This window comes from Pseudomonas sp. B37(2017) (genome assembly GCF_002112885.1).
GTDB lineage: Bacteria > Pseudomonadota > Gammaproteobacteria > Pseudomonadales > Pseudomonadaceae > Aquipseudomonas > Aquipseudomonas paraglycinae.
On the sequence record NZ_NEIX01000007.1, the window covers coordinates 279,027 to 304,468 of the forward strand.

At 61.2% G+C, this 25,442-nt stretch carries 24 protein-coding genes; 13 read left to right on the top strand and 11 right to left on the bottom strand.

Annotated elements, in window-relative coordinates; all coding sequences use genetic code 11:
• Positions 1-32: 32 nt before the first annotated feature.
• Positions 33-1,409 carry an L-serine ammonia-lyase gene (locus tag CAF90_RS19255; RefSeq protein ID WP_085608116.1) on the bottom strand — a complete coding sequence of 459 codons (1,377 nt, stop codon included), beginning with the start codon at positions 1,407-1,409 and terminating at the stop codon, positions 33-35.
• Positions 1,410-1,544: 135 nt separating this feature from the next.
• On the opposite strand from CAF90_RS19255, the gene CAF90_RS19260 reads away from it, so the two are divergent.
• Positions 1,545-2,492 carry a LysR substrate-binding domain-containing protein gene (locus CAF90_RS19260; RefSeq protein WP_011332523.1) on the top strand — a complete coding sequence of 316 codons (948 nt, stop codon included), beginning with the start codon at positions 1,545-1,547 and terminating at the stop codon, positions 2,490-2,492.
• A gap of 200 nt (positions 2,493-2,692) precedes the next feature.
• Positions 2,693-3,100 (top strand): HPF/RaiA family ribosome-associated protein, encoded by a 408-nt coding sequence (locus tag CAF90_RS19265; RefSeq protein ID WP_007957262.1) that lies wholly within the window; start codon positions 2,693-2,695, stop codon positions 3,098-3,100.
• Between the two features lie 71 nt (positions 3,101-3,171).
• Here the strand turns inward: CAF90_RS19265 and fecA are convergent, their stop codons facing one another.
• The 3 genes from fecA to CAF90_RS19280 form a co-directional block, all read right to left on the bottom strand.
• On the bottom strand, positions 3,172-5,505 hold the full coding sequence (fecA, locus tag CAF90_RS19270) for a TonB-dependent Fe(3+) dicitrate receptor FecA (protein WP_085608117.1): 2,334 nt from the start codon (positions 5,503-5,505) through the stop codon (positions 3,172-3,174).
• A gap of 150 nt (positions 5,506-5,655) precedes the next feature.
• Entirely contained in the window at positions 5,656-6,585 is a 930-nt protein-coding gene (locus tag CAF90_RS19275) for a DUF4880 domain-containing protein (RefSeq protein WP_085608118.1), read from the bottom strand.
• On the bottom strand, positions 6,582-7,070 hold the full coding sequence (locus tag CAF90_RS19280; protein ID WP_007957265.1) for a sigma-70 family RNA polymerase sigma factor: 489 nt from the start codon (positions 7,068-7,070) through the stop codon (positions 6,582-6,584). Before CAF90_RS19280 ends, CAF90_RS19275 begins: the two co-directional genes overlap by 4 nt.
• A gap of 175 nt (positions 7,071-7,245) precedes the next feature.
• Here CAF90_RS19280 and CAF90_RS19285 point away from each other — a divergent pair, with 175 nt between their 5' ends.
• The 6 genes from CAF90_RS19285 to CAF90_RS19310 all read left to right on the top strand — a co-directional run bounded on the left by CAF90_RS19285 (position 7,246) and on the right by CAF90_RS19310 (position 13,648).
• On the top strand, positions 7,246-7,551 hold the full coding sequence (locus tag CAF90_RS19285) for a DUF3649 domain-containing protein (RefSeq protein ID WP_085608119.1): 306 nt from the start codon (positions 7,246-7,248) through the stop codon (positions 7,549-7,551).
• Positions 7,548-9,137, top strand: coding sequence for a PepSY domain-containing protein (locus CAF90_RS19290; RefSeq protein WP_085608120.1), 1,590 nt, complete (start codon positions 7,548-7,550; stop codon positions 9,135-9,137). The genes CAF90_RS19285 and CAF90_RS19290 overlap by 4 nt, the downstream gene beginning before the upstream one ends.
• A complete protein-coding gene (locus CAF90_RS19295) occupies positions 9,138-9,464 on the top strand; it encodes a DUF3325 domain-containing protein (protein ID WP_085608121.1) in 327 nt (108 codons plus the stop codon).
• A gap of 1 nt (position 9,465) precedes the next feature.
• A complete protein-coding gene (locus tag CAF90_RS19300; RefSeq protein WP_074691725.1) occupies positions 9,466-10,032 on the top strand; it encodes an RNA polymerase sigma factor in 567 nt (188 codons plus the stop codon).
• Positions 10,029-11,018, top strand: a complete 990-nt coding sequence (locus CAF90_RS19305) for a FecR family protein (protein WP_085608122.1) — start codon at positions 10,029-10,031, stop codon at positions 11,016-11,018. The genes CAF90_RS19300 and CAF90_RS19305 overlap by 4 nt, the downstream gene beginning before the upstream one ends.
• A gap of 200 nt (positions 11,019-11,218) precedes the next feature.
• Positions 11,219-13,648 carry a TonB-dependent receptor gene (locus CAF90_RS19310; protein ID WP_085608123.1) on the top strand — a complete coding sequence of 810 codons (2,430 nt, stop codon included), beginning with the start codon at positions 11,219-11,221 and terminating at the stop codon, positions 13,646-13,648.
• Here CAF90_RS19310 and CAF90_RS19315 read toward each other — a convergent pair whose 3' ends face one another.
• Positions 13,649-14,524 (bottom strand): AraC family transcriptional regulator, encoded by an 876-nt coding sequence (locus CAF90_RS19315; RefSeq protein WP_007957281.1) that lies wholly within the window; start codon positions 14,522-14,524, stop codon positions 13,649-13,651.
• A gap of 139 nt (positions 14,525-14,663) precedes the next feature.
• Between CAF90_RS19315 and CAF90_RS19320 the strand changes: the two genes are divergently transcribed.
• Positions 14,664-15,566, top strand: coding sequence for a DMT family transporter (locus CAF90_RS19320; RefSeq protein ID WP_085608124.1), 903 nt, complete (start codon positions 14,664-14,666; stop codon positions 15,564-15,566).
• 4 nt (positions 15,567-15,570) lie between these two features.
• On the opposite strand, the gene CAF90_RS19325 is transcribed toward CAF90_RS19320, so the two are convergent.
• The 4 genes from CAF90_RS19325 to CAF90_RS19340 all read right to left on the bottom strand — a co-directional run bounded on the left by CAF90_RS19325 (position 15,571) and on the right by CAF90_RS19340 (position 18,949).
• Positions 15,571-16,074 carry a DUF2165 domain-containing protein gene (locus CAF90_RS19325; RefSeq protein WP_007957290.1) on the bottom strand — a complete coding sequence of 168 codons (504 nt, stop codon included), beginning with the start codon at positions 16,072-16,074 and terminating at the stop codon, positions 15,571-15,573.
• Between the two features lie 191 nt (positions 16,075-16,265).
• On the bottom strand, positions 16,266-17,240 hold the full coding sequence (locus CAF90_RS19330; protein WP_085608125.1) for a D-glycerate dehydrogenase: 975 nt from the start codon (positions 17,238-17,240) through the stop codon (positions 16,266-16,268).
• Positions 17,241-17,377: 137 nt separating this feature from the next.
• Positions 17,378-17,839: a hypothetical protein gene (locus tag CAF90_RS19335; RefSeq protein WP_085608126.1), complete on the bottom strand. Its 462-nt coding sequence runs from the start codon at positions 17,837-17,839 to the stop codon at positions 17,378-17,380.
• Positions 17,840-17,980: 141 nt separating this feature from the next.
• Complete coding sequence (locus tag CAF90_RS19340) at positions 17,981-18,949, bottom strand: LysR family transcriptional regulator (RefSeq protein WP_085608127.1); 969 nt, start codon at positions 18,947-18,949, stop codon at positions 17,981-17,983.
• 182 nt (positions 18,950-19,131) lie between these two features.
• Between CAF90_RS19340 and CAF90_RS19345 the strand changes: the two genes are divergently transcribed.
• Genes CAF90_RS19345 through CAF90_RS19360 form a run of 4 tightly spaced genes read left to right on the top strand, consistent with a single transcriptional unit; the run spans position 19,132 to position 23,913 of the window.
• Complete coding sequence (locus CAF90_RS19345; RefSeq protein WP_085608128.1) at positions 19,132-20,643, top strand: efflux transporter outer membrane subunit; 1,512 nt, start codon at positions 19,132-19,134, stop codon at positions 20,641-20,643.
• A 10-nt stretch (positions 20,644-20,653) separates the two neighbouring features.
• Entirely contained in the window at positions 20,654-22,846 is a 2,193-nt protein-coding gene (locus CAF90_RS19350; RefSeq protein WP_085608129.1) for an FUSC family protein, read from the top strand.
• Positions 22,836-23,036, top strand: coding sequence for a DUF1656 domain-containing protein (locus CAF90_RS19355; protein ID WP_003221811.1), 201 nt, complete (start codon positions 22,836-22,838; stop codon positions 23,034-23,036). The genes CAF90_RS19350 and CAF90_RS19355 overlap by 11 nt, the downstream gene beginning before the upstream one ends.
• 10 nt (positions 23,037-23,046) lie before the next feature.
• Positions 23,047-23,913, top strand: coding sequence for an HlyD family secretion protein (locus tag CAF90_RS19360; protein ID WP_085608130.1), 867 nt, complete (start codon positions 23,047-23,049; stop codon positions 23,911-23,913).
• A 122-nt stretch (positions 23,914-24,035) separates the two neighbouring features.
• On the opposite strand, the gene CAF90_RS19365 is transcribed toward CAF90_RS19360, so the two are convergent.
• The gene (locus tag CAF90_RS19365; protein WP_085608131.1) at positions 24,036-24,860 is read right to left on the bottom strand and encodes an SDR family oxidoreductase; all 825 of its coding nucleotides are present in this window, start codon (positions 24,858-24,860) and stop codon (positions 24,036-24,038) included.
• A gap of 35 nt (positions 24,861-24,895) precedes the next feature.
• The gene (locus tag CAF90_RS19370; protein ID WP_007957299.1) at positions 24,896-25,360 is read right to left on the bottom strand and encodes a hypothetical protein; all 465 of its coding nucleotides are present in this window, start codon (positions 25,358-25,360) and stop codon (positions 24,896-24,898) included.
• Between the last annotated feature and the right edge of the window lie 82 nt (positions 25,361-25,442).

A 25,442-nucleotide genomic window follows, 5' to 3' on the forward strand; every position in this document is an offset into this window, starting at 1 on the left:
CTCACGTGTTACGGGCGGTCAGGGAGTGCTCCTCAGCACTCCACCCAGCTCACGGCCAGGCCGCCCCGTGAAGTCTCTTTGTATTTGTCATGCATGTCGGCGCCGGTATCGCGCATGGTGCGGATCACCCGGTCCAGGGAAATGAAGTGTTTGCCGTCGCCGCGCAGGGCCATTTGCGTGGCGTTGATCGCCTTCACCGCAGCGATGGCGTTGCGCTCGATGCACGGCACCTGCACCAGCCCGCCGACCGGGTCGCAGGTCAGGCCGAGGTTGTGTTCCAGGCCGATTTCGGCGGCGTTTTCCAGTTGCTCCGGAGTGGCGCCGAGTACATCGGCCAGACCTGCAGCGGCCATCGCGCAGGCAGAGCCAACTTCACCCTGGCAGCCGACTTCGGCGCCGGAGATCGAAGCGTTTTTCTTGCACAGGATGCCGACCGCTGCCGCACCCAGGAAGAACGCGACCACGTCATCGTCTGACGCGTCGGGATTGAATTTCATGTAGTAGTGCAGGACTGCCGGAATGATCCCGGCAGCACCGTTGGTCGGCGCGGTCACCATGCGCCCGCCGGCGGCGTTCTCTTCGTTGACGGCGAGGGCGAACAGGTTGACCCACTCCATCGCCGACAGGGTCGAACTGATGACGTTTGGCTTGCCGATTTCCAGCAGGCTGCGGTGCAGTTTCGCCGCACGACGCGGCACATTCAGACCGCCGGGCAGAATGCCTTCGTGACGCAGGCCTTGCTCGACGCACTCGCGCATCACCGACCAGATGTGCAGCAGGCCCTGACGGATCTCGGCGTCGCTGCGCCAGGCCCGTTCGTTGGCCATCATCAGTTCGGAAACCCGCAGGTTGTGTTTGTTGCACAGCGACAGCAGTTCAGCGGCGCTAGAAAAGTCGTAGGGCAACTCGACGTCACCGGTCGGCGCCACACCCGATTCGGCTTCGGCCGCTTCGATGATGAAACCGCCGCCGACCGAGTAGTACGTTTGCTCGAACAGTTGGCCGGATGCACCGAAGGCTGTCAGCGACATGGCGTTGGGGTGGTAGCGCAGGCTCTCGTCCAGCAGCAGGAGATCGTGCTGCCAGTTGAAGGCAATCGAGCGTTCACCGGCGAGGGACAGTTGGCCGGTCTCGCGCAGTTGCTGGATGCGTGGCTCGATGGTCGACGGATCGATGCTGTCCGGCCATTCGCCCATCAGGCCCATGACCGTCGCGCGGTCAGTGGCGTGGCCGACACCGGTGGCCGAAAGCGAACCGTACAAACGGATTTCCACCCGCTGCACATCGTTCAGCAAATGCTGCTCGATCAGGGCCTGGGCGAAGGTCGCGGCGGCGCGCATCGGGCCGACGGTGTGGGAACTGGACGGGCCGATGCCGACTTTGAATAGATCGAAAACACTGATAGCCATGCTAAACCCTTACAAGCAATGGAGTAGGAATCGCTGCCATTTTTTGTAGGACAAGCGCAATGTCGGCGATACTGCCTACCTCGCTTCAACGTGACTAACGAAACTTCCTAAGTAAGCCTTTAGCAGGACTAAACCATGAGTCGTCAATTGCACGCCCAGACTTACGTCTGGCTGCAGGTGTTTTCCTGTGCCGCGCGGCACCTGTCATTCACCCGTTGTGCCGAAGAACTGCACATCACGCCGGGGGCGGTGAGTCAGCAAATCCGACAGCTGGAAGAGCGGCTGGGGTTTCGCCTGTTTCACCGCCGCGCGCGCGGTGTGGAGCTGAGCGCGGAAGGGCAGCGACTGGCGATCACGGTCAACGAGGCTTACGGCAGCATCGACGCGGAATTGCGTCGTCTGGATGCGGGGATGATCAGCGGGATTCTGCGGGTGCGTTCGATTCCGTCGTTCCTCAGCAAGTGGCTGACCCCGCGCCTGCCACGCCTGCAACAGCGTTACCCGGACATCCAGTTGCGGCTGGTGGCCGAGGACAGCAGCGTGCCGTTGCATGAAGGGGATTTCGACTTGGCCATCGACCTGAACGACGGCAGTTATCCGGGGTTGTTATCCACAGCCTTGCTCGACGAGCAGATTTTCCCGGTGTGCGCCCCGGGCCTGCTGCGCGGGCGGCCGCCGCTGCACGGGCCGGCGGACCTAGTGCATTTCCCGCTGCTGCACGACATCACTGCCTGGCGCGGCAGTTATGAATACGCGGAGTGGGAGTTTTATCTGAATGCCATCGGTTTCGAGGGCGCCGATGTGCGGCGCGGGCACACGTTCAATCGCAACCACCTGACCATCGAAGCGGCGATTGCCGGCATGGGCGTGGCGATTGCCCGGCGAACGTTGCTCAATGACGAGCTGGAGCGGGGGACGTTGATCGTGCCGTTCGGGATTTCTGTGCCCAATCACAAGCGCTATGTCCTGCTGTATGCGCCGGGGGCGTTGAGCCATCCGGGTGTGCGGGCGGTGCATGACTGGCTGGTGGAAGAGGCGGGGATTTTCCGCAGCCTGCACCCGTTGGGTGATGGCCAATTGTGAGCAGATTTTTCGCGGTGGCGGGGCGACCCAACTCCCGACCTTACCAGCGCTTTACTCGGTTGTCCGGCTTTTTTTGCGTATGAATATTTATCTTTTTTAAGGGGTTGAAATGTTCGTCCGGCGGGCCGATTGTTGTAATCAAGAGGTCACGAAATCCTGTTCCAGGCCTCTTGCGAGCTAGCTGAAATAAGGGATGAACTATGCAAATCCAAGTCAACAGCGACAACCATATTCAAAGCAGCAAACGACTGGAGGAGTGGGTACGCACCACAATTGAGAGCACGCTCGACCGTTATGAGGAAGACCTGACCCGTGTCGAAGTCCATCTGAGCGACGAGAACGGTGAAAAGCCGGGTCCCCATGACTTGCGCTGCCAACTGGAAGCGCGGCCGAAAGGCCATCAACCGATTTCCGTCACCCACAAAGCCGATTCGCTGGAACAGGCGATCGATGGTGCAGCCGAAAAACTGGAGCACGCGCTGGAGCACCTGTTTGGGAAACTGCGCGGCAAACCGCGAGCCGCTGTGGTGCCATTCACAAGCAAAGCCAATGACAAGCTATTGGCGGAAGAGTTTGACGAGAACGAACAGGCAGCGATCAACAGTTGATACGCTGATTTTCCAAGCCACCCAATGAGAAAGGGCCTGCAATTGCAGGCCCTTTCTGTTTTCAGCAGGGATCAGAAAGCGACGGAGGTCTGCACGTACACCGTGCGCGGCTCACCGACATACTTGCCCTTGTTGTTGTCATCGAACGAACGGGTGAAGTACTGGGTGTTGAAGATGTTCTTCACCCCCACCGCGACATTCAGGTCCGACAGCTGCGGGCCGAAGTCATAACCGGCACGGCTGCTGAACAGCATGTAGCCCGGGATCTTGCCGGTGCTGCCGTCGGCGCTTTCTTTCGAGGTGTTGGCGTTGTCGGCGAACTGGTCGCTCTGGAAGCTGCTGTCCAGATTCAGTTTCCACGGCCCTTCGGTGTAACCGACGCCGATTGTGCCTTTGTGTTTCGACGAGAACGGCACACGATTGCCCTTGTTCGGCCCGTCTTCGCGGATGGTCGCGTCGACATAGGCGTAAGTGGCGTACACGTCGAAACCAGCCAGTGCCGGGCTCAGGTCGTCGAGAGCGTAGTTGAAGCTGGTCTCGATGCCCTGATGCCGGGTTTCGCCACGGGCGATCACCGAGTCGTTGGTCTGGTTACTTTCATACTGGTTGTCGAAGTTGATCAGGAACGCGCCGATCTCCGCTCGCAGCGCGCCGTTGTCGTAGCGGGTGCCGACTTCCCAGGTGCGGGCCTTCTCCGGTTTCACTTCGCCGCTGCTGACGCGGTTGGGCATCTGACTGTATTGCACGCTGCCGAAGGAGCCTTCGGTGTTGGCATACAGATTCCAGCTGTCGGTCAGGTGATACAGCACGTTCAACGCCGGCAGCGCGGTGTTGTAGTCGCCCTTGTATTTGACGTTGGTCAGGTTGTTGGTCTGCTGCGACTCGATCATCTCGTAGCGCACGCCCGGCGTGATCGTCCACTTGCCGATGTCGATCCGGTCATCGACGAAAAACGCATTGGCCTCGGTGCCGCCGCGCGTGTCGCGGTCATTGCGGCTGTTGGTGGTCGGGTACTCGTTGCTGGCGATCGGCGTGCGATAGCGCAGTTCGTGGCCGGCTTCGTTGATGTAGCGATAGCCGACGCCGACTTCATGGCTGGTGGCGCCGAGGTCGAAGCCCTGGGCGAAGCGGGTTTCCAGACCGCGAACCCAATATTCGCGCGGTGACAGCGACAGGAACGTGCCCTGATCCAGATAACCGCTGCGCAGGGTCTTGGTGAAGAAGGTGTTGGCGGTGAATTCACGGCGATCTTCCTGATAGCGATAGCCGAAATTGAACATGGTGCGACGGCCCCAGAACTGGTCCTTCGGCCGGGTCGACTGATACGGGTCGGCATCGTAGTCGGCGACATTCAGGCCGCCGGGCATGTCGGCCTTGCCTTCGTAATACTGGGCCATGGCGTTGAAACTGTTGGCCTCGTCGAGCTGGTATTTGCCCTTGAGGATCAGGTCGTCGATTTCCGTATCGCTGTGCTCGCGCCAGTCGCCACCGCGAGTGCCGGAATACAGCAACGCGCCGCCCAGACCGTTGGCATTGGTGCCGCCGGCCAGCAGGTTGGCGCTGGTCTTGAAGCCGTCATGGCTGGACGATGGGCTGGTTTCGGTCTGGAAACCGCCTTTCACGGTCGGCTCGTCCGGAATCGCCCGGGTCACGAAGTTGACCACGCCGCCGACGTTCTGCGGGCCGTAACGCACGGCGCCGCCACCACGCACCACGTCCACCGCATCCATGTTGCCCATGCTGATCGGCGCGAACGACAACTGCGGCTGACCGTAAGGCGCGAACGGCACCGGAATGCCGTCCATCAATACGGTCGAACGTGCAGCCAGACGCGGGTTGAGACCGCGAATGCCAAAGTTCAGCGCCATGTCGTGGCTGCCGGTGCCGTTGTTTTCCGGGGCGTTGACCCCGGGAATGCGATTGAGCACATCACGGGCCTGGGTCGCGCCCTGGCGTTCGAATTCTTCGCGGCGGATCACGTCACGGGCGCCGGGATGTTCGAAGACGTTGACCTGCGCGGCCTCGCCCAACCAGTCACCGACCACTTTCGAGGTGTCCAGCTCCAGTGCGCTGTCGTTCGACGGTTGCAGGCTGAAGGCATTGCCGCCCTCGGCGCGGGCTTGCAGACCAGTGCCTTCAAGCAGCGCGTTCAAACCTTGCTCCGCTGTGTAATTACCTTCGAGGCCACGGCTTTGCACGCCACTGGTGACTTGCGAGCCAAAGGAGATCAGCACGCCGGCTTCACGGCCGAACTGGTTGAGGGCGTTTTCCAGCGACGACGGGGCGATGTGATAAGCCTTGGTGTCGGCAGCCTGTGCAAGGGGCAGGGCGCTGAAGCTCAGGCTGGCGCCGAGGACGAGGTTGCGCAGGGTTCGGGCCAGCGGCGTGAGGCGGGTGGAGTGCATGGAGGACGGTCCTGAGAAGGTTAAATCAAGGGGGCTTTCCTTCTCTGTCACGCCAGATCTGAAAAACGGCTCATTTATTTTTGCAGGGGACGCGGAGCGTCCGGGGCTGCATTCCCACGCGGACGGTTCGACGCCTCGACGTGGGAACGATCAGGCTTTAGCTTCGACCGTCACCCAATAGCGAGTAAAACGCTTCACTTTCACCGGCAGGCTGATTTCCAGCAGGTCGAGAATCCGCTCGCTGTCGTCCAGTGGATAAGTCCCGGAGATCAGCAGGTCAGCGACTTTCGCATCGCAATTGAGCTGCCCGCGACGGTAGCGGCCGAGTTCGTCGAGGAAGTCGCCCAGGCGCATGTGCGCGGCCACTAGCATGCCGTCAGCCCAGGCACCGCTGTTGGCGTCCAGCGGTTTTGCCGCGCTGACGCCGGTGGTGTTGAAACTCAGTTGTCGGGCGACCGGCAGCAGCATCGGCGCGCGACCTTGCGCGTTCAATTCGACCCGACCTTCAAACAGTGCGATCTGCGTGCGGTCGGCAAACTGCCGCACGTTTATTCGCGCACCCTGGGTTTTCAGCACGCCTTGGGCGGTTTGTACTTCGAAGGATTGAGTGGCGGTCAGCAGCATTTCGCCTTCGAGCAGACGGATCAAGCCGTCGCCCCGGACATCCGCCGCACTCGCGGTGTTGAGCTGCAATTGGCCGCCAGCGCCGAGCGAGATCTTACGGCGTTGACCAACCGGGCTGCGGTAATCGGCCAGCAGCGATGGCAACGGATTGTGCTCGCGCATCCCCCAAGTGACTGCCGAACCGGCGCCGAGAATCAGCAACAACTTCAGCGCCTGACGACGGCTGCCGGACTTCGGCGCATTCAACGCGGCGTGGGCCAGTGGCGACGACAGCCCGCGCAACCGAGAATTGACCCGCTGAATGTGCTCCCACGCGCGGCGGTGTTCGCTGTGAGCGTCGATCCATTGTTGCCAGGCCTGTTGTTGGCGCGGGCTCAATTGGCCCTGCTGCATTTCCAGCAACCAGTGCACCGCCTGTTCGGCAACCTGCGCGGAAAAATCCATCGGCGGATTCATAGGGCGAAGTAGCAGCGCATCGCCGCTTTATTCAGATGACGTTTGACCGTGGCCACGGAAATGCCCAGTTCGGCGGCGATCTGCGGATACGTCAGGCCATCGACCTGTGCCAGCAGAAATGCGCGTTTGACGGCGCGCGGCAGACCGTCGAGCAACTGATCCAGCTCCATCAGGGTTTGCAGGATGATGGCTTTCTCTTCCTCCGAAGGCGCAACCATTTCCGGCATCTGCGCGAGGGTGTCGAGGTAGGCGCGCTCCAGATCCTGGCGGCGGTAATGATTGAACAGCACGCGCTTGGCCAGGGTGGTGAGGAATGCGCGCGGCTCGATGATCACCGGCGGCTCGCGGGCGGTCAGTACCCGGATGAAGGTGTCCTGGGCCAGATCGGCGGCGCTGTCCGGGCAGCCTAGTTTGCGCCGCAGCCAGCCGGTGAGCCAGCTGTGGTGGGCCTGATACAGCGATTCGACAGGATGGGCGGACGACAACGGCATCACTCCGGGCGCATGCGGGATGCGTTAGAGAACAAGAATGGTTCGCATTGTAGGGCTGTCAGTGATGCCCGGCAATCAGACTCTTTTGCGTATGAGAATATTTATCATTAATATTGCTCGCCTGTCGTTCGGCGTGTTGGCCGGGCGTTAACCGTTTCAGGGTCGAAACATGAAAGCCAAACTCGCCGCACTTCCCCTGTCCTATCGTCTGGCCGTCACTTCGCGGGTGCTCGCGGCGGTGTTTGGCGGCTATCTGGTCGCGGCGCTGGCTAGCGTCACGCTGACCCTTTGGCTGCCGCTGAACCGCGCCGAAGCGGTGGTGACCGGCATGACCGTTTCGTTTCTGGTCTATCTGGTGGCGGTGCTCTGGTGTTTCGCCTGTCGCACGGCTTGGTCTGCGTGGGTCGGTCTGCTGGTGCCGAGCGTGATTCTGGCCACCGTTTCCGGCGCTGCGCGCGGTCTGGGGCTGGCATGAAAGAGGGTTTCCGGCAGGCGATGGCCTGGCTGCATACGTGGACCGGGCTGGTTTTCGGCTGGCTGTTGTTCGCGATTTTTCTGACCGGAACCCTGGCCTATTTCAAGGATGAAACCACTCACTGGATGCAGCCGGAAATCACCGCCCATCCATTGGATGCCGAGAAAAGCCTGACGCTGGCCCAGCAGTATCTGCAACAAAACGCCCCCAACGCTTCGCGCTGGATCATTGGCCTGCCCGACGCCCGCGATCCCGGCCTCAGCGTGGGCTGGCAGCAGACGCCAGCCAAGCCCGGCGAACGCGGCGCATTCACTCGCAAGACCCTCGACGCGCAGACCGGCGCCGAAGTGCAGCCCCGGGAAAGCATGGGCGGGGAGTTCTTCTACCGCTTCCACTTCCAGCTGCAAATGCCCTACCCGTGGGGCCGCTGGCTCTCGACCATCGCCGCGATGGTGATGTTCGTCGCGCTGATCACCGGGATCATCACCCACAAGAAAATCTTCAAGGACTTCTTCACCTTCCGCCCGCGCAAGGGCCAGCGTTCGTGGCTTGACGGGCACAACGCGGTGGGCGTGCTGGTGCTGCCGTTTCATCTGATGATCACCTACAGCAGCCTGGTGATCTTCATGTCGATGGTGATGCCGGCGAGCATTCTGGCTTCGTACGGCAACAACGTCCGAGCGTTTTACGACGAGGTATTTCCCGAAACCAGTATTCCTGAACGTGCCAATCAACCGGCGACGCTGGCACCGCTGGCGCCCCTGTTGCTCGCAGCCAGCGAGCAATGGTCGGGCGGGCGCGTGGGGCGTATCAGCGTGAACAATCCGGGCGACGCCAACGCCTCGGTGGTGATGTCCCGCGCGGGCTCCGACCGTGTGGTGAACGATTCCGGCAGCGCCGTGACCTTCAACGGTGTCAGCGGGCAAATCATCGGCACCACGCCTGAACAGCCAATGGCGATGGCAATTGCCGGCAGTTTCTACGGTTTGCACATGGGCCACTTTGCCGGGCCGGTGCTGCGTTGGCTGTATTTCATCTGCGGTCTGGCGGGCACGGCGATGATCGGCACCGGGCTGGTGATCTGGCTCGGCAAGCGTCAGCTCAAACATGCCAAAACCGGTGTGATGCCCTTCGAGTTGCGGCTGGTGGAAGTGCTGAACATTGCCAGCATGGCCGGGCTGGTGGCAGCGGTCGCCGTGTTCTTCTGGGCCAATCGTCTGCTGCCGGTGAGTCTGGCCGGGCGTGACGACTGGGAAGTGGACGCGTTCTTCATCACCTGGGGCTTGAGCGTGGTGCACGCGATGTTGCGGCCGGGGCGCAAGGCCTGGGTCGAACAGCTGTCGCTGGGCGCCGCACTGTTTGTCGCAGTGCCGCTTCTTAACGGTTTGACCTCCCCGTATCACCTCGGCGTGACAGTGCCCGAAGGCGACTGGGCCCTGGCCGGTTTCGACTTTACGTGTCTGGGTAGCGGCCTATTCCTCGCCTGGGCCGCCCGGAAAATGCAGCGCGCCGGACATACCGTCAACGTGAAAAAACCAGCCCGCGAAAAGGCCCGGCCGATTACCCTTGAGCAAGGGGCGAACTGAATGCTGTTGGCGCTATTGCTCTGCTATTCCGCATTCACGGCTCTGTGCCTGGCGATGCCTCGGCATCACGAGGAACTGCTGGGCCACAAACCTTCGGCTCGCCGTCGGCAAGGTTTGAAACTTGTGGGCTGGCTGTTGCTGGGGCTGTCGCTCTGGGCGGCGGTTTCCATGAAGGGCTGGAGCTTCGGTCTGGTCGACTGGTGCGCGGTGTTGATGCTCAGCGCGCTGACTCTGGTGCTGTTGTTACCCTATCGACCACGCCTGGTATTGACCATGGCCGGACTGAGCCTGCTCGCCAGCCCGGTCGCTGCGTGGGCCTTGAACTGACATGTTGATCGGCCATCCTCCCGAGCACCGCGACGACGAACCCCATGGCGCCCGTGCGCATTTTCTTCAGGTGTTCCTGTCCCAGCGCTCGCAGATGGAAGCGCTGGTGAGCCGGCGCGTCGGTTGCCGGGCGACGGCGGCGGATCTGGTGCAGGATCTGTTCCTGCGGTTCTGGCGTCGGCCGCTGGTGCAGGTCGAAGAACTCAGCACTTATCTGTTGCGCTGCGCCGGCAACATCGCCATCGATCATTTGCGCAGCGAAGGCGCGCGAGTGCGGGTCAACGAAGGCTGGCAACCGGACGAGCCGGACAGCAGCGCCAGCGAACCGCAGGCGGCGCTCGAAGCGGGCAACGATTTGCGCCATGTCGAAGCGGCGTTGCGCGCGCTGCCCGAGCGCACGCGGCAGATTTTTTTGCTCAATCGCATCCACGGGCGCAAGTACGCCGAGATCGCCAAAGCCATGGGCTTGTCCCAAAGCGCCGTGGAAAAACATATGATGCGCGCCCTCGAGGCCTGCAAGGCCAGCCTGCGCGAGCCCGCGCCACGCCTGCCAGGGAAAGCACCGTGAACAACACCGACCGCGTCATCCCGACGCCCGCTCAGGAACAGGCCGCTTTCGCCTGGCTGAGCCTGCTGCACGACCGCCCGAGCACCGGTGATCAACTGACGTTCAGTCAATGGCTGCACGCTGACCCGGCCCACGCCGAGGCCTACGCCCAGGCGCAAGTGGTGTGGGAATTGAGCGAAGGGCCGGCGCGCACCTTGGCCGACGAAGACGCGCTGGCGTTGCAGGGATTGCTCAATGCGATGGACCGACCGCGTCGTCCACAGATCCGGCGTTGGGCCGGCGCGCTGGCCATGGCGGCCTGCCTGTTGTTGATGATCAGCCTCGGCAGTGGTTGGCAGCCGCAGCGCTGGATCGATGATCTAGGCGCTGATTACGTGTCGGCACCGGGCGAGATCCGCACCGTGACCCTGGCCGATCAATCGCAGGTGACGCTGGACGCCGACAGCGCCATCGCCGTGGATTTCAGTCACGGCGAGCGACATGTGCAATTGCGCCGCGGCGCCGGATTTTTCAGCGTGACTCATACGGGTGATCCCTTTGTGGTCGAGGCCGAGAAAGGCCAGGCGCGAGTGCTCGGCACGCAGTTCGAAGTGCGCCTGCAACCTCATGGCGCACAAGTCACCGTGTTGTCCGGGCGCGTTGGCGTGACGGCGGCGCGTGATGCCGAGCAGCAGATTCTCACCGCCGGCCAGCAAGTGGCGTACGGCGCAGGCACTGCGGAAAAACTGCATGCCGTGGACAGCGAAGCGCAACTGGCGTGGCGCCAGGGCTGGCTGACTTACTACAAGTCGACACTGGCCGATGTGGTGCAGGATCTGCGGCGTTATTACCCGGGACGGATCGTGTTGCTCAACGACGAACTGGGCGCGCGCAAGGTCAGCGGCAGCTTTCCGAGCAAGGATCCGCAAGCGGTGTTGAATTCCCTGCAAGGGGTGCTGGGATTCGAGCAGCATCAGGTGCTAGGACATCTGATAATTCTTCGCTGACCTCACTGGCCCTTTCGCGAGCAAGCTCGCTCCCACAGGTAGTGCATTCCAAGGTGGGAGCGAGCTTGCTCGCGAAGGCGTCGGCAGCGACAACGAAAATATTTTCAACTTTGTGGTGAGGTAAACCCGGACGCCATCCGTGTAGTGACTGAAACTGCGAGTCATTCGCATCCGTTGCGGTTCTACACAGGTCATGAGCAATGAAGTCCAGGGCAAAATCGGGTTCGGTCAAACAGTGGTTAGGCGTTTCGGCCTTGAGTTTTTCGGCATTGGCCCTGTTGCCGATGAGCGTGTCGCTGGGCGCTGAATCCGTCAGCAGTCAGCCACAAAAGCAGTTCAGTTTTTCCCTGGCCGCCAAGCCGTTGCCACAGGCCCTGAGTGATTTCAGTCGTGTCACCGGGCAGAGCGTGGTCTACACCGATGAAGCGCCTTACGGCCTGACCGCTCCAGCGATCAACGGCCAGATGAGTGCCGAACAGGCGCTGCAACGTCTGCTCACAGGCTCGGGCCTGACCTTCCGCCGCACCGACAGCCATACCCTGGCGCTAGAACCGCAACCGACTGCAGGCGCTCTGAACCTCGGCGCGACCACCATCACTTCGGTGGTCAACCAGTCGATGAGCTACCAGCCACCGGAAACCAGTTCGGTGATGCGCTCCTCCGCTTCGCTTCAGGAAATCCCCCAGACCGTCAATGTGATTCCGGCCCAGGTCATTCGCGATCAGGCACCGCGCAATCTTGATGATGCGCTGGCCAACGTCAGCGGTATCACCCAGGGCAACACCTTGGGCAGCACCCAGGATTCGGTGATGACCCGCGGCTTCGGTGACAACCGCAACGGCTCGATCATGCGCGACGGCATGCCGGTGGTGCAGGGCCGTGGCATGAACGCCACCGTGGATCGCGTCGAAGTGCTCAAGGGCCCGGCCTCGCTGCTCTACGGGATTCAGGACCCGGGCGGCGTGGTCAACATGGTCAGCAAGAAGCCTGAGTTGACCCAGTACAACGCGCTGACCCTGCGCGGCTCGACCTACGGCGACGGCAAGAATGGCAGCGGCGGCTCCTTCGACAGCACCGGTGCGCTGGGGGATTCCGGCCTCGCGTATCGCATGGTGCTGGACCATGAAGACGAAGATTACTGGCGCAACTTCGGCACGCATCGTGAAACACTGATCGCGCCGTCGCTGGCCTGGTACGGCCAGCGCACCAAGCTGTTGTTTGCCTATGAGCATCGCGAATTCCTCACCCCATTCGATCGTGGAACCCTGATCGATCCTCGCACCAACCATCCGCTGGACATCTCGCGCAACGAGCGTCTCGACGAGAAATTCAACGACATGGAAGGGCGCTCGGACCTCTATCACTTCGAGGCCGACCATGAACTCAACGATGACTGGAAAGCCCATTTCGGCTACAGCTGGAACCGCGAAACCTACGATGCCAGCCAGGTCCGCGTAACCGCGATCGACACCAAAAAAGGCACCCTGACCCGCAGCATGGACGGCACCCAGGGCGCGATCAGCACCGACCGTTTCACCACCGCCAGCCTCGAAGGCAAGGTCAACGTGCTGGGCATGCAGCATGATCTGGTGTTCGGCGTCGACGACGAGTACCGCAAGATCTACCGCGCCGACCTGATCCGCCAGAAAAGCCTGAGCACCTTCAGCTACGTCAACCCGGTCTACGGCCGCGAAGTCGAAGGCACCACCGTCAGCCCGGCGGACAGTGCGCAGACCGACGAACTGCGCAGCGATTCGGTGTTCCTTCAGGACTCGATCCACCTCAACGACCAGTGGATTCTGGTGGCTGGCGGGCGCTTCCAGGAGTACGACCAGTACGCCGGCAAAGGCGTGCCGTTCAAGGCCAACACCGACAGCAACGGCCAGAAGTGGGTACCGCGCGCCGGTCTGGTGTATCGCTACACCGACGCGTTGTCGTTCTACGGCAGCTACACCGAATCGTTCAAACCGAACTCGACCATCGCCCCGCTCAGCGGCAGCAGCACCGTGCTCGACGGCAGCATCGCACCGGAAGAGGCCAAGTCTTGGGAGCTGGGCGCACGCCTCGACATTCCGGGGCGTGTTACCGGCAACATCGCGCTGTTCGACATCAAGAAACGCAACGTGCTGGTGGCCAACGCCGAAGGCCCGACCACGATCTACAGCGCCGCCGGCGAAGTGCGTTCCCGTGGTCTGGAAGTCGATCTGACCGGCCAGCTCAGCGACCGCTGGAGCATGATCGGCAGCTACGCCTACACCGACGCCGAGGTCACGGAAGATCCCGACTACAGAGGCAACAAGCTGCAAAACGTGGCGAAGAACACCGGCTCGCTGTCGGCGGTCTACGACTTCGGCAGCGTGATCGGCGGCGATCAGCTTCGAGTCGGTGCCGGCGCGCGGTATGTCGGTGAACGAGCGGGTAACGCGGTGAATGATTTCGATCTGCCGAGCTACACCGTGGCCGATGCGTTCGCCACTTACGACACCAAGGTTGAAGGGCAGAAGGTCAAGTTCCAGCTCAACGTGAAGAACCTGTTCGACCGCACCTACTACACCTCGGCGGCGAGCCGGTTCTTCGTGTCGATGGGCGACTCGCGGCAGATTTCGTTGTCGAGCACGCTGGAGTTCTGATCAGCGCAAAAACGCCTGGCGATACTCGCCGGGCGTTCCACCCAGCACCTGGCGAAAGCGGTTGGTGAAGTGGCTGGCACTGGCAAATCCGCACGCCAGGGCAATCTCCCCCAACGGCAACGCCGTCCCCCGCAACAACTCCCGCGCCCGGCTCAAACGCCGCGCCAGCACATACTGATGCGGCGGCAAGCCGAAGCTCACCCGGAACATCCGCGCAAAGTGGTATTCCGACAACGCACACAACCCGGCCAGTTGCCCGAGACTGATCGGCTCGGCCAGTTGGCTGTCGATGAACTCCACCAGTTGCCGGCGCTGGTGCGGCGCCAATCCACCTTTCAGACGCAAGCCCTGACGCACGCCGACCTGGCTCAACAGGGTATGGCTGATCAATTCGTGCGCCAAGCTGCTGGTCAGCAAGCGCTCAGCAGGCTCGTCCCAGTTCAAGGTCAGTAGCTGGCGAAACCGTTGGGCCTGCTGCGGATCTTCGAGAAAAGTCTGTTCGCGCAGCTGCATTTCCCGAGGCTCGCGATCCAGCAGCGTGACGCAACCCAAGGCAAATTGTTCGGCGCTGAAGTACAGGTGAGCGAGGCGAATATCACCGTTGATGACCCAACCCGATTCGTGGTCGGCCGGCAGGATGCACAACTTGTCCGGGCCGCCCTTGTGGCCGGGTTCGCCACGGCGGAAGGTGCCGGTGCCGCCGGCGATGTAGCAGGAGAGGGTGTGATGGCTCGGCGCTTCGTATTCCTGGGCGTCGTGATGATTGGTCCACAAAGCTGCAGACAAGCCGTCACCCAACTCGGCGCTGTGCACAAGGCGTGCATTGGGCGAATTGTTGAGGGCTTGGAAGACTTGCAGGGTATCGATGGCGGCCATGGTCGGTTCTCTTCAACGCCTTGCATCCTACTCCGTAGATTTCGCGCTGCCAGCCTGCGCGCCGACAAAAGCGCAAGTTTATGCAAGCGAGGGGCGAGGGCGCAGGCGGACACTGAAAACCAATCGAGGAGTGTCTGCCATGAACCTGTCGTTGTATTTGTTGACCGTGCTGATCTGGGGCACCACCTGGATCGCCCTTAAATGGCAATTGGGTGTGGTGGCGATTCCGGTGTCGATCGTCTATCGCTTCGGTCTCGCGGCGCTGGTGTTGTTTGCGCTGTTGCTGCTCAGCCGTCGCCTGCAACCGATGAACCGGCGCGGGCATTTGATCTGCGTGGCGCAGGGTTTGTGCCTGTTTTGCGTCAACTTCATGTGTTTCCTGACCGCCAGCCAATGGATTCCCAGCGGTCTGGTGGCGGTGGTGTTTTCTACCGCAACGTTGTGGAACGCGCTGAATGCGCGGGTGTTCTTCGGCCAACGCATCGCGCGCAATGTGCTGATGGGCGGGGCGCTGGGGCTGGGCGGTCTGGGGCTGTTGTTCTGGCCGGAGCTGGCCGGGCATCACGCCACTCCGCAAACCCTGCTTGGCCTTGGTTTGGCACTTTGCGGCACCTTGTGTTTCTCGGCGGGCAACATGCTCTCGAGCCTGCAACAGAAGGCCGGTCTCAAACCGTTGACCACTAATGCGTGGGGCATGGCTTACGGCGCGGCGATGTTGTCGGTGTGGTGCCTGGTCAAAGGTATTCCGTTCGAGATGGAATGGACGTCACGTTACATCGGCGCGCTGCTGTATCTGGTCATCCCCGGTTCGGTGATCGGCTTCACCGCGTACCTGACGCTGGTCGGCCGCATGGGGCCGGAGCGCGCGGCTTATTGCACAGTGCTGTTCCCGGTGGTGGCGCTGAACGTATCGGCCTTTGCCGAAGGCTATCAATGGACAGCGCCGGCGCTGGCGGGGCTTGTGCTGGTGATGCTGGGCAATGTGTTGGTATTTCGTAAACCTAAACCCGTTATTGAAATGATCGCTAAACCCGCACATTGAATACTCAATTGTCGATTTTCATGACCAGAAATATTAGTGCCGGGAGTAAAAAGTCGACAATGCTTTGTGCCCAGGACATGGCGTTCCATTCTTTTGACTGGTCCATGTCGAACCATTCATTGCCTACGACTTGCAGGCAGAAATAATAAACAAACAGTGCTACCAGAAAACCCAGTACGGCGTATTTCTTGGCTTCGTGAAATTGCTGTTCCGATGAATTTATGTTTTTGGCAAGTTGATAGCCACCTAGCAGGCAGGCAGAAGTAAAAATCGTCTCGAGTGTCATGATCATCCAGTAGATCCGGTGATGCATGATTTCCGAGTTGATGGAGCGATATGTCAAATGACTGCCTGTCGTGTCCATGCTGAGGATATGGCCAAGGTAGATATAGTTGGAGTTGTAGTCGGTTGCATTGCTGTAAACGATCAGTGTGCCCAAAACACCCACCATGAGAACTATTGCTACTTTGCTTCTTCGAATCAATTGAGCTGTTGTCAGATTCGTCATTTGTTTTCTCCGTCAATTAAACCTGTCTCTTGGCAGGTTGTGACGGGATTCTATAGCTCGCGGAAGATAAACGGGCAAAGAGTCATTTTCAATTTGTGTAGCTTTTGAATGTGTGGCAATTAATTTGCTTGTTGGGTCGCTTATATAAAACAACTAAGGCTGGACAAACTTGTGTCCAGCCTTAGTTGTATTCAGTCTTTCCAGACTTGCGGATTGACCAGATCCTGCGGGCGCTCGCCGAGCAGGGCGCTGCGCAAGTTGGCCAGCGCACGGTTGGCCATGGCTTCGCGGGTTTCATTCGTAGCCGAGCCGATGTGCGGCAAAGTCACGGCGTTTTTCAGCTGAAACAGCGGAGATTCGCTCAGCGGTTCTTTTTCGTAGACGTCGAGGCCTGCACCGCGAATGCGGTTTTTCTGCAACGCTTCGATCAATGCCGGCTCGTCGACCACCGGGCCACGGGAGATGTTCACCAGAATGGCGTCAGGCTTCATCAGTGCCAGTTCGCGGTGGCTGATCAAGTGGCGGGTCTTTTCGCTGAGCGGTACTACCAGGCAGACGAAATCGGCTTCGGCCAGCAGTTGGTCAAGGCTGCGAAATTGCGCGCCGAGTTCCTGTTCCAGCTCGGTCTTGCGGCTGTTGCCACTGTAGATAATCGGCATGTTGAAGCCCAAGCGTCCGCGACGGGCGACAGCAGCGCCGATGTTGCCCATGCCGACGATGCCCAGGGTCTTGCCATGTACGTCGCAACCGAACAGTGGTGCGCCGACGCTGGCCTGCCATTGGCCGGCCTTGGTCCAGGCGTCCAGTTCGGCGACGCGGCGGGCGCTGCTCATGATGAGGGCGAAGGCCAGGTCCGCGGTGCTTTCGGTGAGGACGTCCGGGGTGTTGGTGAGCATGATCCCGCGTTCGTTGAAGTAGGCAAGGTCGTAGTTGTCGTAGCCGACGGAGACGCTGGAGACGACTTCAAGTTTTGCGGCGTTTTCCAGTTGGGCCTTGCCGAGTTTGCGACCGACGCCGATCAGGCCGTGGGCGTGGGGCAGGGCTTCGTTGAACTGGGTGTTGATGTCGCCGTTCTTTGGGTTGGGGACGATGACGTCGAAGTCCTGTTGCAGGCGTTCGATCATGGGGGGGGTGATGCGGCTGAAGGCGAGGACGGTTTTTTTCATTGAAGGAGAGCTCGTCGGGCGGCTGGATGCCAAGCAAGCTAACATTCTTGTCGAGGGTTAGGCGAGTGCCACTGAACCCCACCGCATCGTCAAAAGCGTTTTGAGAGAGCGGTGGGGTTCATTGGTTTGTGCTTCACTTACTTGGTCACATCACTCCATTGCGTGACTTTTGCGTTCCCGATCATTTGATGGGATTTACCTTCGCTCAAGATTGTGAAATTAAAACCTGCTTCAAAAATTCCGACTTCGATGTCGAAAGCTTCAACGGTCACATAGCCGATATTTTTGTCAGTGGCAAAATTTTTGGAGTAGGTTTCTCCGGTGTCATCCACCCATGTTTTTCTTAAGCTCAATGAAAGAGGAAATGCTGGATTCGGCAATTCGTAGCGTTTCACCTGAATGTCGCTCAGAAAAACGGTACTTAGTTCGTACCATTCCGTATCGCTGATTTTATGCTTGGCGAGTAAATAAATATTATTCATCGCGGATGCATGAAAAAAGAACGTAACGGGGCCCTTAAAATCTGCTAGTTCGAAATTATTGTGAATCTTAGCCGCCACTGTGCCAACGTCTGCAACTGTTTTGATATCAGCGAACATGGTAGTGCTCCTTCGAATGAGCTGTGAAATGACGTCACAGAGTTTCGATTCAAAGGAGTTTCTAGGCCACTGTCATAAATGACAGTTTTTTAGAATGAATTGCTATAGTCGGGCTACCATTTCAAGCCGTGTGGCCATGAATCAGTTGGCCACCCGCACCCCCGCCAGACTCCCACTCATCTCATAAGCCGCCAATTCCGCCTGATGCCCCGCCAATATTTCCGGCAACGACCCACGCAGGTATTCAACCCAGGTCTTGATCTTCGCATCCAGATACTGCCGCGACGGGTAGATCGCATAGAGGTTCAGTTCCTGCGAGCGGTAGTTGGGCATGACCCGTACCAGCGAGCCGTTGCGCAAGCCTTCAATCGCGGCGTACACCGGCAACACGCCCACACCCATCCCACTGGTGATCGCGCTTTTCATCGCGTCGGCGGAGTTCACCAGGAAGGGGGAGCTGTTGATGGTGACCATTTCCTGGCCGTCAGGGCCGTCGAAGGCCCATTTTTCCAAGGGGATCACCGGGCTCACCAGACGCAGGCAGGCGTGGTTCAGCAGGTCGCTGGGTTTTTGTGCGCAGCCGTTGGCTTTTACGTAGGCCGGGGAGGCGCAGACGATGCTGTAGGTGATGCCCAGGCGTTGCGAGACGAAGCCCGAGTCCGGCAGTTCGCGGGCCAGGACGATGGACACATCGTAGCCTTCGTCAAGCAGGTCCGGCACGCGGTTGGCCATGGTCAGGTCGAAGGTCACGTCCGGGTGGGTCTTGCGGTAGCGGGCGATGGCGTCGATCACGAAGTGCTGGCCGATGCCGGTCATGGTGTGCACTTTCAACTGTCCGGCCGGGCGGGCGTGGGCTTCGCTGGCTTCGGCTTCGGCCTCTTCGACGTAGGCGAGGATCTGCTCGCAGCGCAGCAGATAGCGCTTGCCGGCTTCGGTGAGGGCGATGCGCCGGGTCGTGCGGTTGAGCAGGCGGGTTTGCAGGTGGGCCTCAAGGTTGGAGACCGCGCGCGAGACGTTGGCGGTGGTGGTGTCGAGTTGCACGGCGGCGGCGGTGAAGCTGCCGGCTTCGGCCACACAACTGAAGGCGCGCATGTTTTGCAAAGTGTCCATGGGGTGCTCTCAAGGGAGATGGCAAATTGTGACACGAAGTTTCAGGGGCTGAGACCCCCGACCAAGGGATTATCTCGTTAACGGTAACAAAGATTCACAGGATTCCCAGCTTATCGCCGTAATGGCGCCCCCCTAGAATTGCGCCCACCTCGAAACATCTCCCACCTCAGGAATTCGCAGCAGTGCCGCGTCGCATCAACAGAGCGCTTTTGCCGCTCAGTGTTCTGGCTTTTACGTTAGTTCTCAGCGGCTGCATCGGAACCGGAGGGATTGCCCCGCAGGGCAAGGCTCTGGAGGCCAATGAACTGGCCACCGACGAGGCCATCGCCCACGCCGCCCGTGACGCAAACTGGCCCACCGCCCAATGGTGGCAAGCCTACGGCGACCCGCAACTCAACCGCTGGATCGACCTTGCCGTGCAAGGCAGTCCGACCCTGGCCATGGCTGCCGCGCGAGTGCGTCAGGCCCGGTCCATGGCCGGTGTCGCCGAAGCCGCCGAGTCGTTGCAGATCAATGGCGAGTCGACGCTCAAGCGTCACAACTGGCCGACCGATCAGTTCTACGGTCCCGGTGAGCTGGCCAACAGCACCACCTGGGACAACAATGCCGCGCTGGGTTTCAGTTACGCCCTCGACCTCTGGGGCCGTGAAAGCAACAGCACCGAACGGGCCGTCGATCTGGCGCACATGAGCGCTGCCGAGGCGCGTCAGGCGCAGCTCGAATTGCAGAACAACATCGTGCGCGCCTACATCGAGTTGTCGCTGCACTACGCGCAGCGCGACATCGTGGCGGCGACGCTCAAGCAGCAACAGCAGATTCTCGAGCTGGCGCAGAAACGCCTGAACGGCGGAATCGGCACGCACTTCGAAGTCAGCCAGGCCGAAACGCCGCTGCCGGAAACCCATCGGCAACTGGATGCGCTGGACGAAGAAATCGCCCTGAGCCGCAACCAGATCGCGGCATTGGCCGGCAAAGGCCCGGGCGCTGGCGCGCAGTTGCAGCGTCCGACCCTGTCATTGGGCGCGGCACTGAAGCTGCCTTCGGCATTGCCCGCCGAACTGCTCGGCCAGCGTCCGGACGTGGTCGCCAGTCGCTGGCAAGTGGCGGCGCAGGCGCGCGGGATCGATGTCGCACACGCCGGGTTCTATCCCAACGTCGATCTGGTCGGCAGCCTCGGCTACATGGCCACTGGCGGTGGGGCGCTGGAGTTCCTGACTGGCAAGAAGCTCAACTACAACGTCGGGCCGGCGATCTCGCTGCCGATCTTCGACGGCGGGCGACTGCGTGCCGAACTGGGCGAAGCCTCGGCGGGTTATGACATCGCCGTCGCGCATTACAACCAGACACTGGTCAATGCGCTGAAGAACATCTCGGACCAGTTGATCCGCCGCGAGTCGATGGACAAACAGCAGACGTTCGCCGCCGAATCGGTGGCCACCGCGCAGAAGACTTACGACATCGCGATGATCGCCTACCAGCGCGGCCTCACCGATTACCTCAACGTGCTTAACGCCCAGACCCTGCTGTTCAAACAGCAGCAGGTCGAGCAGCAGGTGCAGGCCGCGCGCTTGAGCGCCCATGCGGAACTGGTGACGGCATTGGGCGGTGGCCTTGGTGCGGGTGAAGACGTGCCGACTGCCGAACAGACTGCCGCACCGAAAACCCCGGCCCTTCTTCAAGCCCTCGACCACTGAGCAAGATTCAATGACTCCCTTGCCCGCACCTTTGCGCTGGCTCTACTCCCTGGAATGGCGCCGGGGTTTCTTCGACTGGGCGCGCAGCGACGGCGTGACCTGGGTCTACATCTTCAAGGTGTTGATTGCCGCGTTCCTGACGCTGTGGCTGGCAATGCGCCTGGAACTGCCGCAACCGCGCACCGCAATGATCACCGTGTTCATCGTCATGCAGCCGCAGAGCGGCCAGGTGTTCGCCAAGAGTTTCTATCGCTTCCTCGGCACCCTGGCCGGGTCGGCGATGATGGTCACGCTGATTTCCCTGTTCGCCCAGAACACCGAACTGTTCCTCGGTTCGCTGGCGATCTGGGTCGGCATCTGTTCGGCCGGCGCCGCCCGCTGCCGCAACTTCCGTGCGTACGGTTTTGTGCTGGCCGGGTACACGGCGGCGATGGTCGGCCTGCCGGCGCTCGCCCATCCTGACGGTGCGTTCATGGCAGCGGTGTGGCGAGTGCTGGAAATTTCGCTGGGGATTCTCTGCTCGACCCTTGTCAGTGCCGCGATCCTGCCGCAAACCGCCAGCGCCGCGATGCGCAACGCCTTGTATCAGCGCTTCGGTGTGTTCGCGTTGTTCGTCACCGATGGCCTGCGCGGGCGCAGCAAACCGGAGTCGTTCGAGGCCAGCAACGTGCGCTTCATCGCCGAAGCGGTGGGGCTGGAAGGACTGCGCAGCGTGACCGTGTTCGAAGACCCGCACATGCGTCGGCGCAACGGTCGGCTCAGTCGCCTGAACAGCGAGTTCATGGGCATCACCACCCGTTTCAACGCCTTGCACCAGTTGCTCGAACGCCTGCGTCGCAATGGCGCCGACCATGTGGAAGCGGCAATCAAACCGGGCCTGCAGGATCTGGCCGAAGTGCTCGACGGCTTCAGCGGTCGCGCCCTGACCAGCCCGGATGCGGCGCGTCTGGTGCTGGCGCTCGCGGCCTACAAGGAAGGCCTGCCGGCGCGGGTGCGCAGCCTGCGGGCGATCTTCCAGGAGAGCGAGCCGAGCGACGCCGAACAACTGGATTTCCACACCGCATACGAGTTGCTCTATCGCTTCGTCGATGACTTGCACAGTTATGCACAGACCCATGCTTCGCTGGCCGATCACAGCCACGAACGCGAGCGCTGGGACGAGCCGTTCACCCCGCAGACCAGTTGGTGGGCGGCAGCAGCTTCGGGGATTCGTGCCGCATTCATTCTGGTCGTGCTCGGCAGTTACTGGGTCGCCACCGCGTGGCCGAGCGGCGCGACCATGACCCTGATCGCTGCCGCCACCGTGGGCCTGTCGGCGGCGACGCCAAACCCGAAACGCATGGCCTTCCAGATGGCTTGCGGCACATTCCTCGGGGCGTTGATCGGCTTCGTCGAGATGTTTTTCATCTTCCCGTGGATCGATGGTTTTCCGTTGCTGTGCGTGATGCTCGCGCCGGTGATCGTGCTCGGTTCGTTCCTCGCATCGCGGCCGCAATACGCCGGTGTCGGCCTCGGTCTGCTGATCTTTTTCAGCACCGGTTCGGTGCCGGACAACCTGACGATCTACAACCCCTACACCTTTATCAACGACTACATCGCCATGGTCATGGGCATGCTGGTTTGCGCGGCAGCGGGGGCGATCATTCTGCCGCCGAACAGCCGCTGGTTGTGGCAGCGCCTCGAGCATGACCTGCGCGGGCAAGTGGTGTACGCGATCAGCGGCAAACTCAAGGGCCTGGCGTCGAGTTTTGAAAGCCGTACTCGCGACCTGATGCATCAGGCTTATGGCCTGGCGGCCGGTCAGCCGCTGGTGCAGAAAAACCTGCTGCGCTGGATGTTCGTGGTGCTGGAAGTCGGCCACGCGATCATCGAGTTGCGCAAGGAGCAGGCGATCCTGCCGGTGCACCCGGCGTATGCCGAAACCCAGCCATGGCGCCAGGCGATCCGGGTCATGGGGCGCTCGCTGGTGCGGCTGTTCCTGCAACCGAATTCGAGCAATCTGGAACGCGCCTTGGTCGCCGTCGATCACGCGATCAGCCGTGTCGCCGCCACTGACGAACCGTTCGCACCGCACTTCGATACCTCGGCCCTGCGTCGGGTGAAAAGCTACTTGCACTTCATCCGCACCTCGTTGCTCGACCCGCAATCGCCACTCGCCGCCTACGCCATCGCCAAGCCCGAAGGACTTGCCCATGCCTCGTGAAATCGCCTTCCACGGCGTGTACATGCCGACCATGACCCTGATGTTTTTCGTCGCTGCGGCACTGGCCTGGGCGCTGGACCGATTCCTCTCGGGGTTCGATCTGTACCGCTTCTTCTGGCACCCGGCGCTGCTGCGCCTGAGTCTGTTTACCTGTCTATTCGGCGCGATGGCGCTGACTGTCTACCGTTGAGAACGTTCTGATGAAAAAGTTTTTCAGCCTGCTCGCGACCCTGCTGGTGCTGGCCCTGGCGCTGTGGATCGGCCGCACGTTGTGGGAGCACTACATGAACACCCCGTGGACCCGCGACGGCCGGGTCCGTGCCGACATCATCAACGTCGCGGCCGACGTCACCGGTGAAGTGGTCGACGTGCCGGTCCGTGACAACCAGTTGGTGAAGAAAGGTGATCTGCTGATGCAGATCGACCCCGAGCACTATCGCCTCGCGGTGAAACAGGCGCAGTCGCTGGTGGCTTCGCGCAAGGCCACGTGGGAGATGCGCAGGGTCAACGCCCATCGCCGCGCCGATATGGACGCCTTGGTGATCTCCAAGGAAAACCGCGACGACGCCAGCAACATCGCCGACTCGGCACTAGCCGATTACCAACAGGCCCAGGCCCAACTGGAAGCCGCCGAACTCAACCTCAAACGCACCGAAGTGCGGGCGGCGGTGGACGGCTACGTGACCAACCTCAACGTCCATCGCGGCGACTACGCGCGCATCGGCGAGGCGAAAATGGCTGTGGTCGACATGAATTCGTTCTGGGTCTACGGCTTCTTCGAAGAAACCAAGCTGCCCCACGTGCGCGTCGGCGACAAAGCCGACATGCAACTGATGAGCGGCGAAGTCCTCAAGGGCCACGTGGAGAGCATTTCCCGCGGCATCTACGACCGTGACAACCCGGAAAGCCGCGAGCTGATCGCCGATGTGAACCCGACCTTCAACTGGGTGCGGCTGGCGCAACGGGTGCCGGTGCGGATTCACATTGATGAAGTGCCGGAAGGTGTGCTGCTGGCGGCGGGGATTACCTGCACCGTGGTGGTGAAGCAGGACGCTGTGGATAACTGACAGACCGAGTCGCTGCAAATCGCGAGCAGGCTCGCTCCCACAGATATCACGGCGCCTGAACATCTTGAACGCGCCTCAATACCTGTGGGAGCGGGCATGCCCGCGATGGGGCCGACTCGGTCTCAGAGTTTCCCGCGCAAGCCGAAGCGTTTCATCAAGGTCGATTCCAGCAGCCCTTTCGGCAGCAACGTCGCCAGCAACGGCAACGCCCGGCTGCCATTGCCGATGCGGATCAGCCGTGGTGGTTTGTTCTGCTGTACCGCCTTGAGCAACTCGGCGGCAAATTCGCTGGCCGGCGTTGGTTTGTCCTGCGAAGCCTTGGCCCGCGCCCGGATGCCTTCACGCAACGGAAACCACGGTGATTGTTCGTTGATCAGTTGTTCGGCCTCATGGCCGGCATTCTTGGCGAAGCTCGATTGAATCGCCCCCGGCTGCACTTCCAGCACGCGAATCCCGAACGGCGCCAGTTCCATGCGCAACGCATCGCTCAACGCGTGCACCGCGGCTTTCGACGCGCAATAGGCGCCGGCAAATGGCGTGACCAGCACCCCGGAAACACTACCAACATTCACCACCAGGCCCTTGGCCCGACGCAGTACCGGGAACAGCGCACGGGTCACGCCGACAATCGAAAACACGTTGGTTTCGAACTGGCGCTGCATGGCCGGAACACCGCCATCGAGCAGCGGCCCCATGGCGCCGTAACCGGCGTTGTTGATCAATACGTCGAGGCCGCCATGTTGCTGGTTGATCCGCTCGGCGAGTTGTTCCAGCGCTGCATTGTCATTGACGTCGAGCTGCACGGCCGTGAACCCGGCAGCGGCGAGTGCCGCGACATCTTCAGCCTTGCGCGCACTGGCCCAGACCTCGTAGCCGGCGCTTTTGAAGGCATCGGCGAGGGCGCGGCCGATGCCGCTGGAACAACCGGTAATCAACGCGACGGGCATGGCGCATTCCTTGTGCAAAAGAGTGGGAGAGGGGATCAGTCGGAGAAACTACCCTGCAATCGCTCGGCGCGAAACTCCAGGGTTTGCGGGCGATAACCGGGACGCAACGGCGGCATCGGCAGGCAGTCTTCCCAGTTGCCGCCGGGCTGCAGTTCGCCTGGGCCGCGATAGCGTGGGGCGGCGTATTGATTGTCGGCCAGGTTCACGGTGTCGCCCGGTGCGTACGCCGCAATGCGCCAGCGCAGTTCGGTCAGCGGCACGTCGTTGCCGTTGTTCATCTTGAGCAGCAGCGGGCGGTCGGCAGGGCAGTGTTCGGGGGCATAGACGATGCGCAGTTCCAGGCGCGCCAGTTGCTTGACTTCGCGGTTGTCCAGCCACACCACCCACATCGCCACCAGCCCGAGGCCGACGGCGGCGGCCATGGACACCGGCAAGGCCTTGGCCGGGTAGCGCAACAGCAGGATCAGCCAGGTGATGACCAGCAAGACGCCGATGAACATGTTCGAACGCTCCTTGAACTCGTGATGACCATCCTACCGAAGGGGCGCGGGAATGGACATTCACGGATTGAGCGCAGTGCCG